The organism is Halomonas sp. BL6, assembly GCF_006228115.1.
Lineage (GTDB): Bacteria > Pseudomonadota > Gammaproteobacteria > Pseudomonadales > Halomonadaceae > Vreelandella > Vreelandella piezotolerans.
Genome location: NZ_VDGL01000008.1, coordinates 90591 through 107476, shown reverse-complemented (window position 1 = coordinate 107476; position 16886 = coordinate 90591). Strand labels below are relative to the sequence as shown.

Below are 16886 nucleotides of genomic sequence, written 5' to 3'. Positions count from 1 at the left end.
AAGGCCTGAGCAGTGTCAGGCACGTACCAGCAATCCTACTGGTAAAAAGGCAGTGGATTATAACCTGCTGCTATGAAGCCTCAAGCCACTCCCTCAGGAAATCCTTCTTTCTTCACGATTCACGCTGGCTTTTTTCTACCCGCGCCAAACGCTTGGCGATATCGTCGAGCTGCTTGAAGCGCACTGCATTTTTGCGCCATTGGGTGTTGCTCATGGCACCGGTACCCGACGAGTACACCCCCGGTTCGTGAATCGAGTTGGTGACCAAACTCATGCCTGTGACCTGCACCCCATCGCAGATGGTCAGGTGGCCCGAGAGCCCCACGCCGCCGCCCAACATGCAGTGCTTACCCACTTTGGTAGAGCCTGCAATGCCGACGCAGCCAGCTAGCGCGCTATGGTCACCAATGGTGACGTTATGGGCAATCTGCACTTGGCTGTCGATTTTGACATCGTTGCCAATTACGGTATCGCCCAACGCGCCTCGGTCGATACTGGAACAGCTTCCGACCTCCACATCATCGCCGAGCACCACGCCGCCCAGCTGAGCAATTTTGTGCCAGCCAGCCCCATCGTGGGCAAAACCGAAGCCGTCGCCGCCAATCACGCAGCCGCTTTGTAGAATGACGCGCTTGCCCATCACGACGCCGTGACACACGGTCACATTGGCGTGCAGCCGCGTGTCATCGCCAATCACGCAGTCCGCGCCAATCACGCTACCTGCCCCAACGACCACGCGATCGCCCAGCACGACGCCAGGCTCGATCACTGCATTCGCTTGCACGCAGACACCGTCTCCCAGCATGACGCCATCGGAGACCACAGCCGTGGGGTGAATGCCCGGCACGTCACGCGCAGGCAGCGGATCGAAGAGCTGGGAGAGCTTGGCGTAACCCAAGTAGGGGTTTTCCATCTCCAAGCGCGGCACCGGGCAGTTCTTGCCATGCTCTGGGTGCAGCAGCACGGCCGCCGCCTGGGTGGTGGCCAAGTCTTTCAAGTAGGCGCGATTGGCAAGAAACGCGACCTGATCCGACGCTGCTTCCTTGAGCGTTGCCAAACCGCGGATGGGCTGATGGTCGTCGCCTTCGAAATCAACGCCGAGGTGACGTGCGATGTCCGCAAGGGTGAGAGTGTAAGAAGCGTGCGTCATGGGAGCCCAAGGAAGCAGTGGTGCGGCCAAGCCGCACCGAGGGTCATTAAATTAGTTCAGCGAATCGAAAATCTGGGTGACTTCGTTGGTCACGTTGGGTAGATCCGTCGAGGAGTGCAGCACACCTTGCGGCTCTACGAGGACGTCAATATTATGACGTTCGAGCACTTGCTCGACGGCCTGCTCCAGTTTGGCTTCGGCCCCTTGCAAGAATTGCTGCTCGGAGGCCTGTTGCGCTTGCAGCACTTCACGGCGCAGCTGCTCGAAGCGACCGCCCTTCTGCTGCAGCTCGGCAATCAGCGACTCGCGCTCCGATTGAGACATGGTCTCCCCCTCCTGCTGCAGACGCGTCTGCAACTGCTGTAACTCGCCGCCCAGCGCCTCGGCTTCACGCTGCTGGCTACCGATTTGCCCCTCGAGCTGACTCAGCGAAGATTGAGCCGACTGTGTATTCATCAGCGCCGCACGCCAGTCCAGTACCGCAACTTCAGCGGCATACGCCGGTAGGGTCATCGCCCCTAATAGACACACAGCAGCAGTCAGTTTACGCACCATGGTGTTACTCCTTCAATTAGAACGTTTGACCCAGCGAGAACTGGAAGAACTGCGTATCATCACCACTTTCGTCGTTCAGCGGCTCGGCCACGCTAAAGGTCAGCGGGCCTACCGGCGTCAGCCACGAGAGGCCAACGCCCACGCTGTAGCGCAGATCGCCAAGGTCAACGCCCGAGCTGCACTGCTGGCGTCCTGCATCCGCTTCCAGCACGTCGTAGCACGAGCTCAGGAAGGTGTTACCTGCATCCAAGAACAGCGAGGGCTGTACCGAGCGCTGGTTCTCGACGAACGGCATCGGGAAAAGCACTTCGGCGGAGCCTTCTACCAGTACGTTACCGCCCAAGGTGCGGTCACGGCCACCCTCACGGGCGGGCGTGGTGCGCTCGCCCAAGGTGTTGGAGGTAAAACCACGCACCGAGCCCAGGCCGCCTGCATAGAAGTTTTCGTAGAACGGGTAGGGATCGTTGCTGCCCAGCGTATCGGCGTAGCCCAAATTACCGCTGAACTTCAGCGCCCAGGTTTCGTCATCGTTAAACGGGAAGAGCTGCTGCGCGCGGGCCTGGAGTTTGTAGTACTCCGCATCGCTACCCGGCACGCCGGTTTCCAACGAGACGCGCTGGTAATTACCGGCGGTCGGCATGATGCCCCGATTCAGGTTGTTGCGTGTCCAGCTCGCGGTCAACTTCAGGCTTTGCGCATTTTCGCCTTCATCTTCCACATAGCGGCGGATTTCCGAGGCAGTGTCGAAGTAGGTTTTCACCGTGACGTCTTCGACGCTGGCACCGAAGTTCAGGCGAGACAGCTCGCTGATGGGGTAGCCGAAGTTGATACCGGCACCGTAGGCATCGGTCGAGAACGTCGAGATATCGGAGTCGGCGTAGTCGGTTTCGCGGTAGAACACGTTGTACCCGCGCGAGATGCCGTCCAGCGTCCAGTAAGGATCGGTGAAGGCGAAGTTGACGCTGGTGAAGGTGTCACTGCGTTGGGCGCCGACGTTGACACGGTTACCGGTGCCAAGGAAGTTGTTTTGAGCCAGGCCGACCCCGTAGATCACGCCCGCGCTCTGCGAGAAGCCGACGCTTGCAGAGACCGAACCGGAGGGCTGCTCTTCCACGTTATAAGTCACGTCCAGCAGATCGGGCTCACCCGGTACCGGCTGCGTGTCGACTTCCACTTGGCTAAAGAAGCCCAAACGCTCCAGACGCTGACGCGACTGCGTGATCGACTCCGTCGATGCCGGTGCGCCTTCGAGCTGGATCATCTCGCGGCGCAATACTTCGTCCTGGGTCGTGGTATTACCGTAGAACTCGATTCGACGCACGTAAGCGCGCTGACCTGGATTCACAGCAATCACGAGATCGACCGTTTCACCGTCATCGGCCACTTCAGGAATGCCCTGCACCTCGGCAAAGGCGAAGCCTTCAGCGCCCAGACGCTGGCGCAGCGCTTCCGTCGAGGCGTTGACATCGCCACGGGAGAAGATATCGCCGCTGTTGATTTCGAGCAGGTTGCGGGCTTCGTTTTCGCTGATCTGCAAATCACCGGCAAAGCGGATATCGCCTACGCGGTACTGGCTGCCCTCGTCGACATTGAGCGTAATGAAGATGTCGGACTTCTCGGGGCCAATCGATACCTGGGTCGAGGTCACATCGAAATTGACATAGCCACGATCCAAATAGAACGAACGCAGACGCTCGATATCGCCAGAGAGCGCTTCGCGGGAGTACTCGTCTTTGGAGAACCAGCCAAAGATACGCCCTGGGCGGTCGTTCAGCTCGAAGACGTCGCGCAGCGTCTCATCGTCGAAATCCTGGTTACCGACGATATTGATCTGGCGGATCTTGGCCACTTCGCCTTCGTTGATATCGATGTTGACCTGAACGCGGCCTTCGTCGATCTCCTCGACGTTAACGTCGATGCTAGCGCTGTAACGCCCCTGGGATTGATAGACGCCCTCGAGCTCACGCTCGATCTCTTCGAGCGTCGAGAGCTGTAGGACCTGCCCTTCCGACAAACCCGACTGGCGTAGCCCGTTGCGCAGGTCTTCATCAGAAATTTGGTCGTTACCTTCGATGTTCAAGCGCGCGATGGTAGGGCGCTCGACCACTTGGATCACCAGCACATCGCCTTCCCGGGCCAACGAGACGTCTTCGAACAAACCGGTGGCGAACAGGTCACGGGCGGCCGCGGCGAGCTGCTGCTCGTCGACACGGTCGTTGGCGCTCACCGGGAACGCATTAAAGACCGAGGCGGCGGAAACCCGCTGCAGTCCTTCCACACGAATGTCTGAAACGTCAAAGGATTGTGCTTGGGCGCCGCTGGCGCCTACCAGCAAGAGTGCCGCCATTCCAAGGGTCTTGATTTTCATGCAGTCAGTTCGCTCGCGTTGGTCTGCCCGTCGGTTAAGACAGGCACCATATACATTTGTGCAGGCAGATGACAAGGCATCCAGCGCGCTACACGCGTTATTACCACAGGCGCATCAAATCGAAATAGAGCGCCATTAGCATCAGGGTACCGACCATGGCGAGCCCGATGCGCAGCCCTATCGCTTGTGTTTGCTCAGATACCGGCCGCCCACGTAACACCTCGACGAAATAGTAAAGCAGATGACCGCCATCGAGCACGGGGATGGGCAGCAAATTCAGCACCCCTAGGCTAATCGACAGATAGGCGAGGAAGCCTACGAAGGCTTCGAGCCCCGCGCGTGCCGAGTCGCCGGAGATTTGTGCAATGGTGATCGGCCCGGAGAGGTTAGAGGGGGAGATAAGCCCCACCAGCATCTTTCGGATCGCATCTACCGTCAGTAGAACCATTTCACCGGTGCGCGACAGCGCTTGGCCGACGGCTTCGATCGGCCCATAGCGAATTTCGCGTTGCAGCGACTCAGGCCAGCTAAACGGCTCTGCACCGGCTCCAATGTACCCAACCTCGTCACCACTCTCCAGCGTATTACGTCCTGGCGTGAGCGAGAGCGTGCCCTGTTCGCCTCCACGCTGGTACGCAACGTTTAAGGTCTCACCCGCGCTGTCGCGAATCACAGCGACGAACTGCATCCAATCATCGATGGGCTCGCCATCGAGCGACACGATACGATCCCCCGGTTGAAGCCCTGCGACATCGGCCGCCTGCCCAGAAACGACCTGACCAAGCACTGCCGGTATGTCAGGGCGCCAGGGTGAAAAGCCCAGTGTTTGCAACGGTTGAGGCGGATCCTGGCGCACCATGTAGTTACTGATTGGCAGTTGATAGCGGCGTGTGGCACTCGCCCCCTCTGGCGTTGCCTCGATGGTGAGCTCGCCGCTATAGCCGATCATGGACACCAGCTTCAGATTGATCTCTTCCCAAGAGCGCGTTGGCTCGCCCTGGATAGCGGTGATTTCACTGCCCTGCGCCAAGCCCGCCTGCGCAGCCGGCGAGTTCGGAGTAACGTCGCCGACGAGCGGTGCCACCGTGGTCGTTCCCGCCACGAACAGTGCCCAGTAGGCGACGATGGCGAGCAAAAAGTTGGCGATGGGACCCGCAGCGACGATGGCAATGCGCTGCCATACGGTTTTGCGATTGAAGGCTTGGTCCAACTGGTCGTCTGGCACCGGCGCTTCGCGCTCGTCGAGCATTTTGACGTACCCGCCCAGCGGAATGGCCGCCACCGCAAACTCAGTGCCGTGACGATCCACCGTCGACCATAGCGGTTTACCAAACCCTACTGAAAAGCGCAGCACTTTGACGCCGCAGCGACGCGCGACCCAAAAATGCCCGAATTCATGAAAGGTCACGAGCAGTCCCAGCACCACAATGACGGCTAAGATATTCTGTATCAGGCCCACTTTTCGCTCCTTTGCACGACGCGCTGCTCAGCATTAGCTGAGGCTAAGCGATTGACTGACGTAGGGTAAGTGCCGCCTGTTCGCGCGCCCAGCGATCCGCCGCCAGCACGCACTCCAAAGAATCGGCCTCGCCGCGGTAGGGCAGCGCCATGACATCGGCGACGAGCTCCGGAATCGCGCCAAACGCAATGCTTCCCGCTAAAAATGCCTCGACGGCCACTTCATTGGCTGCATTCAAGATGGCCGGGGCGGCACCACCGGCCTGCATCGCCTCACGGGCGAGACGCAGACAAGGAAAGCGCGCTTCGTCGGGAGCCTCGAAATCGAGTCGCGCCACCTGGAACAGGTCAAGTGCTTCTACACCGGCGTCGATCCGCTCGGGCCAAGCCAAACCATAAGCGATGGGCGTGCGCATATCGGGATTGCCCAACTGCGCGATTACCGAACCATCGTCATAGGCCGCCATGGAGTGAATGACGCTCTGGGGATGAACGACCACTTGAATCTGCTCGGGCGAGGCATCAAAGAGCCAGCACGCCTCGATCAACTCGAGACCTTTGTTCATCAGCGTGGCGCTATCCACCGAGATTTTTCGCCCCATGGACCAGTTAGGATGGGCGCAAGCTTGCTCGGGCGTGGCACGTGCGATCTGCTCGGCCGACCAGTTACGAAAGGGCCCGCCGGAAGCCGTCAACAGTAGCTGACGCACGCCGTGCTTGGCCAATCCACCGCGATGCTCGCAGGGTAGACACTGATAGATGGCATTATGTTCAGAATCGATCGGCAGTAGCGTGGCCCCTGAACGCGACACGGCGTCCATGAACAGTGCCCCACTCATCACCAGGGCTTCTTTATTGGCGAGCAGTACGCGCTTACCCGCCTCGGCCGCCGCCAGCGCGGGCAACAGTCCCGCCGCTCCAACGATTGCCGCCATGACGATATCGACCTCAGGGGCACGGGCGACATCACACAATGCTTCCTGCCCCGCCAGCGCCAGGGTATCAGAGCCTGCTTGGCGAAGCGCCTGCTGCAGCCAATCGGCATCGGCGGCGTCATCCAGCACGGCAAAGCGGGGGCTATGGGTATGACACTGTTCCAGCAGTGTCTCTTTCGAGGTATGCGCTGTCAGTGCATGGACCCGGTAGCGATCAGGATGGCGCGCGATGACGTCCAGCGTACTTTTCCCAATGGAGCCAGTGGCACCCAGTACGGTGACCGATTGAATCGAGGCATGACTCATAGCGCGCTCACCTGAAGGGATAGCACCTGCAGATAGAACAGCGCGAAGATGGGAATGGCCGCCGTGAGGCTATCGATACGATCCAACACACCGCCGTGGCCCGGCAGTAGCTGGCTGGAGTCTTTGATATTGCGGTAGCGCTTCAACATACTTTCGAACAGATCACCCAACACGGAGGTGAGCGTGACCACCGCGGTAATCGCTACCAGTGCGACGCCACCCAGTACACCCAATGGCTGCCAGGCGGCAAATAGCAACGCCAGCAGCGTCGTAGCGGCCAACCCGCCGTAGACACCCTCCCAGGATTTACCTGGGCTCACCCGCGGTGCCAGCTTGCGTTTGCCCCAACGGCGTCCGGCAAAATAGGCACCAATATCGGCCGTCCAAACCAACAGTAACACGAACAGCAGCCACACCGCCCCGCTCTCGCGCAGTACGTTGAAGCCTACCCAGCACGGTAGCAGCACCCACACACCCATTAGCAGGCGACGCGACGTGGTATGCCACTGCTGACTACTTTGCGGGTAATGCGTCACCCAGTAAAGATTGAGCAGCCAACCGGCGGCCGCAAGCCATAGCGGCCACACCGCATACACCGCACCGCCCAGCCACAGCAGCGCCAACAGTATCGCCATCCCCGCGACCAGCGCCATCCGCGTGCGCGACGCGCCTACGCCTGCCAGGTTGGTCCACTCCCAGGTACCCAATAGCACGATCAACGCCGTAAACAGCGCAAAGGTACCTCCCTGTAAGCCAAACAGACCGATTAGCGTCACGGGCGCCAACCAGGCTGCGGTGATCATCCGCTGTTTAAGCACCTTGCGCCTCTATTTGTTCGTCAGTCATTCCAAAACGGCGACGTCGTAAGCAAAAATCGTCGAGCGCTTTGTCGAAGGCCGCCCCATCGAAATCTGGCCAAAGCAAGGGCGAAAAATGCAGTTCGGCATAGGCCAACTGCCATAGCATGAAGTTCGAGAGCCGCTGCTCGCCGCTGGTGCGAATGCACAGATCCACCGGTGGTACGGCGTCGGTGTTCATGGCCGCATCCAAGCGTGCTTCGTCGATGTCGTCGGCCGACAGCTCTCCGGCCGCCACCTGCTCGGCGAGCTCGCGGGCGGCTCGGGCGATGTCCCACTGGCCGCCGTAGTTGGCAGCGATCACTAGGTGCATGCCCGTATTACCGGCCGTCAGCGCTTCGGCACGCTGGATATGCTTTTGAATTGCATGGGAAAAACCGCGCTGCTCACCAATAATCGAGAGGCGGATATTGCGCTCGTTGAGCTTTTTGACCTCACGTTTGAGCGCCATCAAAAACAGCTCCATGAGCGCGTTCACCTCGGCGGCTGGGCGCTTCCAGTTCTCACTGGAGAAGGCGAACAAGCTCAGCGTTTGCACGCCTCGCTCGGCCGCACGCTCGATCACCGCACGTACGGCTTCGACACCCGCACGGTGGCCGCGCACTCCCGACAGCCCCCGTGCCCGCGCCCAGCGGTTGTTACCATCCATAATGATAGCAACATGGGACGGCAGTGCTTCCTCGGATCGAGAAAGCGTCGTGCCGCCCGGCTGCTCTTGGGGAAGCTGCGGAGACGTCATGGGTTCTCGCACCAAAGATCAGTCATAAGTAAGCCAAGCGATGGCCCACGGACGGCCAAGCCGCCCGTGGCAAAGTGAACGCAGGCGTTATACCTGCATGAGATCCTGTTCTTTTGCGGTCAGCGCCTTGTCGATCTCAGCGATATATTTATCGGTCAGCTTCTGGATCTCGTCTTCGCCCTGACGCTGATCGTCTTCGGTGATCTCTTTATCCTTGAGCAAGGATTTGAAGTCACCGTTGGCATCGCGGCGAACGTTGCGCACGGCCACACGGGCAGTTTCCGCTTCGCTACGTGCTTGCTTGATGTAGCCTTTACGGGTCTCTTCGGTCAGCATCGGCATCGGCACACGAATCACGTTACCGGCGCTGGACGGGTTCAGACCCAGATCAGAGGTCATGATCGCTTTTTCGATTTTCGGCACCATGCCCTGCTCCCAGGGCGCCACGGTCAAGGTACGCGCATCTTCGACGTTCACCGATGCCACCTGATTCAGCGGTACTTGGCCCCCGTAATACTCGACGGTCACGGCATCCAGGATGCTGGGGTGAGCACGGCCCGTGCGGATCTTGTTGAAGTTGCTGTGCAGCGCCTCAACGCTCTTCTTCATGCGAGACTCTGCATCTTTCTTGATGTCGTTGATCACGTTGTTACCCTCTGTCTATCAGCGTGCCTTCCTTGCCCCCAACCACGAGGTTGAGCAGGGCACCAGGCTTGTTCATATCAAATACCCGCACCGGCATATTATGGTCACGTACCAGGCAGATTGCGGTCAAATCCATTACCCCCAGCTTCTGATCCAGAGCATCGTCATAGGAGAGCTGGTCGTATTTTACGGCGTCGGGGTGCTTCACCGGATCCTTATTGTACACGCCGTCTACTTTGGTGGCCTTGATGACGACGTCTACGTCCACTTCGATGCCGCGCAAACAGGCCGCGGAGTCCGTAGTAAAGAAGGGGTTTCCGGTGCCCGCGGAGAACAGCACCACGTCACCCGAGGTCAAATAACGGATGGCCGTGCGGCGGTCGTAATGCTCCACCACACCGCTCATGGGAATCGCTGACATCACGCGGGAGCGTATATTGGAGCGCTCCAGCGCATCGCGCATCGCGAGCGCATTCATGACCGTTGCCAGCATTCCCATGTGATCACCCGTGACCCGATCCATGCCGGCTTCGTTGAGCGCCGCGCCACGGAACAGGTTACCCCCCCCAATGACGATACCGACTTGGACGCCAATCCCCACCAACTGGCCAATTTCCAGCGCCATGCGATCCAACACCTTCGGATCGATACCAAAATCGTGCTCACCCATCAGCGCTTCGCCCGACAGCTTCAGCAAAATACGCTTGTACTTCGACTTCGACTTATCGATTTTGGTAGCAGCAGTGGGGGTAGACTCTTGAACATCACGTGACATGGCATCTCTCCTGGGGCAGACCTGGGCACAGGTGGGCGAGGCAGCGCCTGTATTTCACAGGGGCCGGATACACGAAGGCGTGCGCTCGCGCGCACGCCATCTTCTGACTGGAACCTCTGACCTTAGCGACGGCCAGCCTGTTCCATGACTTCTTTCGCGAAGTCGACTTCTTCTTTTTCGATGCCTTCGCCCACTTCGAAGCGAGTGAAGCTGACCACTTCGCCACCGGCGGCTTTGACGAATTCAGCCACGGACTGGTTTGGGTCTTTGACGAACGGCTGCTCGGTCAGGCTGTTCTCAGCCAGGTACTTCTTCAGGCGGCCTTGAACCATCTTCTCAGCGATCTGCTCAGGCTTACCGGCCATGTCCGGCTGGGCCAGGATGATCGCTTTCTCTTTGTCCAGCTGCTCTTGCGGCATCTCTTCGGGATGCGCAACGGCCGGGTTGATCGCCGCGACGTGCATGGCAACGTCTTTGGCCGCTTCGCTGGTGCCGCCTTTCAGGACGGTCAAGACACCAATGCGGCCGCCGTGCACGTATTCGCCTACCAAACCACCGTCAACGGCATTGACGACCACGGCACGACGCACGCCGATGTTTTCGCCGATTTTCTGAACCAACTGCTCACGAGCGGACTCGAGATCACCCGCCATCACGGCGGCAACGTCTTCGCTCTTCGCTGCAAAGAACGCATCGGCGATCTTGTTGGCGAAGCCGATGAAGTTATCGTCACGAGCAACGAAGTCGGTTTCAGAGTTGATTTCGACCATGACGCCGTAGCTGCCATCGTCTGCTACGCGAGTCACCACCGCACCTTCTGCAGCGGTACGACCCGCTTTCTTCGCGGCTTTAAGACCAGAGCTTTTACGCAGGTTTTCGATCGCGACTTCGATGTCACCGTCGGCTTCGGTGAGTGCTTTTTTACACTCCATCATGCCAAGACCGGTACGTTCGCGCAGTTCCTTAACCTGAGAGGCGCTGATAGCTGCCATGAGATTTCACCTCGGAAATGGTTCTAACTGAGAGTTAAACGCGCTACAGAGTATAAGCACGATAGATGACCGTTGCGTATCACTGTGCAGAGCGCTTGCCGGCATTGATCCGGCATGATCGGCCCGCCTGGGCGAACCCAAAGCGGGAAAAAGGGGGCATAAGGCCCCCTCTGATACGATGCGGCTCACCTGCCCGCCGCACCACTGCAGCCTTACTCGGCAGCAGCGTTTGTGTCGGCAGAAGCGGCTTCTTCTTCAGTCACTTCGACGAACTCGTCCGGACGACCTTCTTTCGCGCGACCACACGCGTCGGCAATAGCCTTCACGTAGATCTGGATAGCGCGGATGGAGTCATCGTTGCCTGGGATCACGTAATCAACGCCATCCGGGTTGGAGTTGGTATCGACCACGCCAATGACCGGGATGCCCAGCTTGTTGGCTTCGTTGATCGCAATGCGCTCGTGATCAACGTCGATCACGAACAGCGCGTCCGGCAGGCCGCCCATGTTCTTGATACCGCCGATAGAACGCTCGAGCTTCTCTTGCTCACGCGTGGCCATCAAGACTTCTTTCTTGGTCAGCTTCTCGAAGGTACCGTCTTCGCGCATGGTTTCCAGATCACGCAGACGTTTGATGGACTGACGAATGGTCTTGAAGTTGGTCAGCATGCCGCCCAACCAGCGATGGTTGACGAACGGCTGGCCAACGCGATTCGCTTCTTCTTTGATGATCTTGCTGGCGCTGCGCTTGGTACCAACGAACAAAATCTTGTTGTTGGACGCCGCCATCTTCTCGACCACGTCGATCGCTTCGTTCAGCGCCGGCAGAGTGTGCTCGAGGTTGATGATGTGAATCTTGTTGCGCGCGCCGAAGATGAATTTACCCATCTTCGGGTTCCAGTACTTGGTCTGGTGACCGAAGTGAGCACCTGCTTTCAGCAGGTCACGCATATTGACGTGAGACATGGTAAAACTCCTGAAACTCGGGTTAGGCCTCCACGCACCCCATGGATCCGACCAGTAGCGCCGACGAACGTCGCTAGAGGCACCCGGGACCATGTGCCGGTGCATGTGTGTTTTCAAGGCTTGCTGTCGTGCAACTCAGCGGTGCTGGGTTGCGATCTCGTTACTCTTTCCACGCGCCGCCGCCCTGGAAAGAAGCGAGGGATGGCGATTGCAGGAAAGCGCGCGGCTTTATACCATAGATCATTGCCAAGATGAAGTCGCAGGCGCGTTTAGACGCTGAATTTGCCACTCATCACTCACCCAGAAGCCACATCGAGAATTCATGAACGTTCCTATCAAGACGCCTTCTGAAATCGAGAAAATGCGCGAAGCCGGTCGCCAGGCAGCCAGCGTTATCGAAATGATCACTCCCCACGTCACAGCGGGTATCAGTACCGGTGAGATCGACCGCTTGTGCCATGCGTACATCGTCAACGAACTGGGCTCGACGCCAGCACCGCTGAACTATCACGGTTTCCCTAAAGCGACCTGCACCTCGATCAATCACGTGGTATGCCACGGCATTCCCGATGATGGCAAAAAGCTCAAAAACGGCGACATCATGAACCTGGACATCACGGTGCGCACGCCAGACGGCTACCACGGCGACTCCAGTGTCATGTTCGTGATTGGCGACACCATTCAGGGTGAACGACTGTGCCGCATCACCCAGGAGTGCCTATATAAAAGCATCGAGCTAGTGAAGCCCGGCGTACGCCTTTCCGAGCTGGCCCGGGTGATCCAGCAGCATGCCGAAGCCCACGGCTACTCCGTGGTGCGCGACTTCTGCGGCCACGGCATTGGCGCGGACTTTCACGAAGATCCGCAGTTCTTGCACTACGACGGCTATGCACCGGATGCCGACATTCGCCTGGAGGCGGGCATGTGCTTCACCATCGAGCCGATGATCAACGTAGGTGGCTACAAAACCAAGGTCCTGCGGGATGGTTGGACCGCCGTCACGAAAGACCGCAGCCTGTCGGCGCAGTGGGAGCACACCCTGCTTGTCACCGACACCGGCGTTGACGTGCTGACCGCACGCAGCGACGAAGACTTTAGCTTTTTGAACGCCTGATGCTTCTTCACCACTACCGGTTCGAGCCGGACACGTCGCTTTTCGATCTCGACCTGTTTCGCACCGAGCTTGCCGGATCACGCTCGCCCATTGCGCCGTTCAAAGCGGCCTTACGGGACATTCAGGCGCGGCTGGACGAGCAGTTTCGCGCTGGGGCCGATATTCGCGATCTGGTACGCGGCCGTGCATGGTATCTCGACCAGCTGCTTGCCATCGCCTGGGCGCAGCATGCCTGGCCCGACGACGGGGTCGCGCTGATAGCGGTGGGTGGTTACGGGCGTGGAGAACTACACCCCCACTCGGACATCGACCTGCTCCTATTGCTCGAACACGACGACGACTCCCCCTACCGTGAGCCGCTGAGCGCCTTCATCACCTTTTTGTGGGATATCGGCCTCGAGATTGGCCATAGCGTGCGCTCACTCAACGACTGCGAGCGCGAAGCCGAAGCGGACGTCACGGTGATCACCAACCTGCTGGAGTCACGCCTCATCGCCGGGCCGGAAAGCTTGCGCGAAAAGATGCGCGAGCGCTTGAGCGCAACGAACCTGTGGCCTGCCGACCGATTTTTCGAGGCCAAGTGGCAGGAACAGATCGCCCGCCACTACCGCTACAACAATTCCGAGTATCACCTGGAGCCCAACCTCAAAAGCTCCCCCGGTGGCCTGCGCGATATCCAAATGATTGGCTGGGTGGCCAAGCGCCATTTCGGCACCGAGCAGTACACCGACATCGTCGCCAACGGCTTCATGAACGACGCCGAGCTGCGCATTCTCAGCCAGGGTCAAGCATTTCTCTGGCAGGTGCGCTACGCTCTGCACATGCTCACGGGCCGGGCCGAAGATCGGCTGCTGTTCGATCATCAGCGCACCATTGCCGAGATGTTCGGCTTCAAGGACACTCCCGAACGACTCGCCGTCGAGCAGTTCATGAAGCGCTACTACCGCCATGTAACGGCCCTCGCCGGACTCAACGACATGCTCTTGCAGCATTTCGACGAAGTCATTCTGCGCGGTAAAGAGTCGTTGGAAACCGTCAAGCTCAACGAGCGCTTCGAAACCAAAGGCGGCTACATCCAAGTGCGCTCGCGCAACCTCTTCCGCGAGCGACCGGCGGCCATGCTGGAACTCTTCCTGCTAATGGCCAAACACCCGGAGATCGAGGGGGTACGCGCCGATACCATTCGGCTGATTCGTGACCACCGTCATCAAATCGACGATCACTACCGGGAAGAACCGCGTCACCAGCGGCTCTTCATGGCCCTTATGCGGGCACCGGGAAACGTTCCTCGCCAACTGCGGCGAATGAACCGCTACGGCATTCTCGGCAAGTACCTGCCGGAGTTTGGCCGCGCCGTAGGGCTGATGCAGCACGATCTGTTCCATATCTACACGGTCGATGCCCACACCCTGCGCCTGCTGAAATTCCTGCACGGCTTCCGCAAGCCCGAGGCCAAAGGCGACTTCCCCGTGGCAGCGACGCTCATCCACCAGTTGCCCAAGCTCGACTTGCTGTGGATAGCAGGCTTGTTCCACGACATTGGCAAAGGCCGTGGCGGCGATCACTCCGAAATCGGTGCGCGAGACGTCGAGCAGTTTTGTCATCGCCACCATATCTCCCAGCACGACACCAACTTGGTGAGCTGGCTGGTGGAGCACCACCTACTGATGTCGATGACCGCGCAAAAGCGCGACATCAGCGACCCGGACGTCATCCGCGACTTTGCGCTGATCGTGCGCGACGAGACCCGCCTGGACTACCTTTACGTGCTCACCGTCGCCGACATTAACGCGACCAACCCAACGCTGTGGAACGGCTGGCGGGCATCGCTTTTGCGCCAACTTCACGCGGAAACCAAACGCGCCCTGCGGCGCGGCCTGAAAAATCCGCCAGATCGCGACGACTGGGTACGCGAAACGCGCACCGAAGCGCGCTCGCTACTGCAAACGGTGGGTGTCGATAGCGCTCACATCGACCGGCTTTGGGAATCGCTGGGGGAGGACTACTTCCTGCAGTACGCACCCAGCGAGATCGTCTGGCAGACCCAAGGCATTCTCAACCATCAGCCCTCACCGCTGCCGCTGGTGCTGATCAGTGCGCCCACCGCCGACATGGCCGAGGGCGGTACCAAGGTCTTCATCCACACTCGCTCGGCGGATGATCTGTTTGCCGCCACCGCTGCGGCCATGGAGCAGCTCGGCCTCTCGATTCACGATGCGCGCATCGCCACGTCGCACAATGACTGGACGCTCAACACCTTTATCGTACTGGATAGCCATGGCCAGCCGATTCGTGACGCAGAGCGTATCGAAGAGATGCGCAGCCACCTGGTTGAAGAGCTGGACGACCCGGATGACTATCCCGAGATCGTCACCCGCCACACCCCGCGACAGCTCAAGCACTTCAAAGTGCCTACCGAAGTGGTGATCGAACAGGACCCCGCCAACGAGCGCACCCTGCTGGAGCTGACCGCCCCCGACCGCCCCGGCCTTCTTGCTCGGGTAGGGCGCATCTTCATGGAGCAGGATATCGCCCTCTCGGCCGCCAAGATCGCTACGTTGGGCGAACGAGTAGAAGACGTGTTCTTCATTACCACCAAGGCAGGCGAGCCGCTCACCGACCCCGACCGCCAGCAGCAGCTTCGTGAACGTCTGATTGAAGTGCTAGGCGTCTAAACCAGAAAGATGCCATGCCCTGGTGGTTAGGTTTGAGCCTGCCCCAGGGCTTGCCTATAATGGGCGGTTCGATAAATGGTTTTGCTCACAGCTCCCGCCTTCACGCTCTCAACGGACGCGCCATGAACCCAGATCTCAACGCCCTTCATCCCTATCCGTTTGAAAAGCTGGCCGCCCTCAAAGCGACACTCACGCCCCCGGCGGGGCTGACGCACATTCCGCTGACGATCGGCGAACCCCAGCACGCGCCTTACCAGGGCGCGCTGGATGCCCTCGTGGCCCACCAGCTCGAGATGGCCCGCTACCCAGCCACCAACGGCCTGCCCGCCCTGCGCGAGACCATTGCCGCCTGGGCCACCCAGCGCTTTGCCCTCGCCGGGCTAGACGCCGAACGCCAAGTTCTGCCCGTGAACGGCACCCGCGAGGCCATCTTTGCCTTCGTGCAGGCAGCGCTGGACCGCACTCGTCCTGCCCAGGCCGCCGTGCCCAATCCGTTCTACCAGATTTACGAAGGGGCGACGCTGCTAGCAGGCGGCCAGCCGCTCTACCTGGACTGCACGGCCGAGAACGGCTTTCGTCCCGATTTTTCTGCGGTCAGTGCCGACACTTGGCGCGACGTGCAGATCGTGTTTATTTGCTCGCCGGGCAACCCGACCGGTGCGGTCACACCGCTGGCCGAGTTCAAAGAGTTGATTGCCCTGGCCGACGAGCACGACTTCATCATCGCCTCCGACGAGTGCTACTCCGAGCTTTATCTGGACGAGAGCACGCCGCCACCGGGGCTGCTGCAAGCCTGCGCCGAGCTTGGCCGCGACGACTACCGCCGCTGCGTGGTGTTTCACTCGCTCTCCAAACGCTCCAACCTGCCGGGGCTGCGCTCGGGCTTCGTGGCAGGCGATGCAGACCTGCTCGCCCCGTTCAAGCGCTACCGCACCTATCACGGCTGCGCCATGTCGCTACCGCTGCAGCACGCGTCCATCGCTGCTTGGCAGGACGAAGCCCACGTACGGGCCAACCGCGACGCCTACCGTAAGAAATTCAGTGCGGTCACGGAGGTGCTCGCCCCGGTGATGGATTTCCCCACGCCCGAGGCGAGCTTCTACCTCTGGCCTGCGGTTCCGGGCGGTGACGATATCGCCTTTAGTCAACGACTATTCAGCGAGCAGCACGTGAGCGTACTTCCCGGCAGCTTGATGGGCCGCCCAGGACAACACAGCCATAATCCCGGTGCTGGGCGGCTACGCTTAGCCTTAGTGGCGGAGCTCGAACCGACGCTGGAAGCGGCCACGCGTCTTCGCCAACTGCTCGAACGCGGCTAGCCCGCGCCGACCAAGACGACGAAAGGAGGCTGT

At 59.7% G+C, this 16886-nt stretch carries 14 protein-coding genes; 3 read left to right on the top strand and 11 right to left on the bottom strand.

Annotation, left to right across the window (positions count from 1 at the left end):
• Nucleotides 1–112: 112 nt before the first annotated feature.
• The 11 genes from lpxD to rpsB form a co-directional block, all read right to left on the bottom strand.
• Nucleotides 113–1150, bottom strand: coding sequence for a UDP-3-O-(3-hydroxymyristoyl)glucosamine N-acyltransferase (gene lpxD / locus FHJ80_RS15985; RefSeq protein WP_139528323.1), 1038 nt, complete (start codon nt 1148–1150; stop codon nt 113–115).
• Nucleotides 1151–1201: 51 nt separating this feature from the next.
• On the bottom strand, nt 1202–1702 hold the full coding sequence (locus FHJ80_RS15980) for an OmpH family outer membrane protein (RefSeq protein WP_139528410.1): 501 nt from the start codon (nt 1700–1702) through the stop codon (nt 1202–1204).
• A 19-nt stretch (nt 1703–1721) separates the two neighbouring features.
• Nucleotides 1722–4073, bottom strand: coding sequence for an outer membrane protein assembly factor BamA (bamA, locus tag FHJ80_RS15975; RefSeq protein WP_369692960.1), 2352 nt, complete (start codon nt 4071–4073; stop codon nt 1722–1724).
• 100 nt (nt 4074–4173) lie between these two features.
• Nucleotides 4174–5532, bottom strand: coding sequence for an RIP metalloprotease RseP (gene rseP / locus FHJ80_RS15970; protein ID WP_139528322.1), 1359 nt, complete (start codon nt 5530–5532; stop codon nt 4174–4176).
• Nucleotides 5533–5575: 43 nt separating this feature from the next.
• Nucleotides 5576–6772, bottom strand: a complete 1197-nt coding sequence (gene ispC / locus FHJ80_RS15965; protein ID WP_139528321.1) for a 1-deoxy-D-xylulose-5-phosphate reductoisomerase — start codon at nt 6770–6772, stop codon at nt 5576–5578.
• Nucleotides 6769–7590, bottom strand: coding sequence for a phosphatidate cytidylyltransferase (locus tag FHJ80_RS15960; RefSeq protein ID WP_139528320.1), 822 nt, complete (start codon nt 7588–7590; stop codon nt 6769–6771). Before FHJ80_RS15960 ends, ispC begins: the two co-directional genes overlap by 4 nt.
• Nucleotides 7583–8368 carry a polyprenyl diphosphate synthase gene (gene uppS, locus FHJ80_RS15955; protein ID WP_139528319.1) on the bottom strand — a complete coding sequence of 262 codons (786 nt, stop codon included), beginning with the start codon at nt 8366–8368 and terminating at the stop codon, nt 7583–7585. Before uppS ends, FHJ80_RS15960 begins: the two co-directional genes overlap by 8 nt.
• Before the next feature lie 87 nt (nt 8369–8455).
• Nucleotides 8456–9013, bottom strand: coding sequence for a ribosome recycling factor (gene frr / locus FHJ80_RS15950; RefSeq protein WP_139528318.1), 558 nt, complete (start codon nt 9011–9013; stop codon nt 8456–8458).
• 4 nt (nt 9014–9017) lie between these two features.
• Complete coding sequence (pyrH, locus tag FHJ80_RS15945) at nt 9018–9788, bottom strand: UMP kinase (RefSeq protein ID WP_139528317.1); 771 nt, start codon at nt 9786–9788, stop codon at nt 9018–9020.
• A gap of 122 nt (nt 9789–9910) precedes the next feature.
• Nucleotides 9911–10780 (bottom strand): translation elongation factor Ts, encoded by an 870-nt coding sequence (gene tsf / locus FHJ80_RS15940; protein ID WP_139528316.1) that lies wholly within the window; start codon nt 10778–10780, stop codon nt 9911–9913.
• Nucleotides 10781–10992: 212 nt separating this feature from the next.
• Complete coding sequence (rpsB, locus tag FHJ80_RS15935) at nt 10993–11745, bottom strand: 30S ribosomal protein S2 (protein WP_139528315.1); 753 nt, start codon at nt 11743–11745, stop codon at nt 10993–10995.
• A 322-nt stretch (nt 11746–12067) separates the two neighbouring features.
• On the opposite strand from rpsB, the gene map reads away from it, so the two are divergent.
• The 3 genes from map (at nt 12068) to dapC (ending at nt 16853) form a co-directional block, all read left to right on the top strand.
• Nucleotides 12068–12859, top strand: a complete 792-nt coding sequence (gene map, locus FHJ80_RS15930) for a type I methionyl aminopeptidase (RefSeq protein WP_139528314.1) — start codon at nt 12068–12070, stop codon at nt 12857–12859.
• A complete protein-coding gene (locus FHJ80_RS15925; protein ID WP_139528313.1) occupies nt 12859–15534 on the top strand; it encodes a [protein-PII] uridylyltransferase in 2676 nt (891 codons plus the stop codon). Before map ends, FHJ80_RS15925 begins: the two co-directional genes overlap by 1 nt.
• A 122-nt stretch (nt 15535–15656) precedes the next feature.
• Entirely contained in the window at nt 15657–16853 is a 1197-nt protein-coding gene (gene dapC / locus FHJ80_RS15920; protein WP_139528312.1) for a succinyldiaminopimelate transaminase, read from the top strand.
• Nucleotides 16854–16886: the final 33 nt, after the last annotated feature.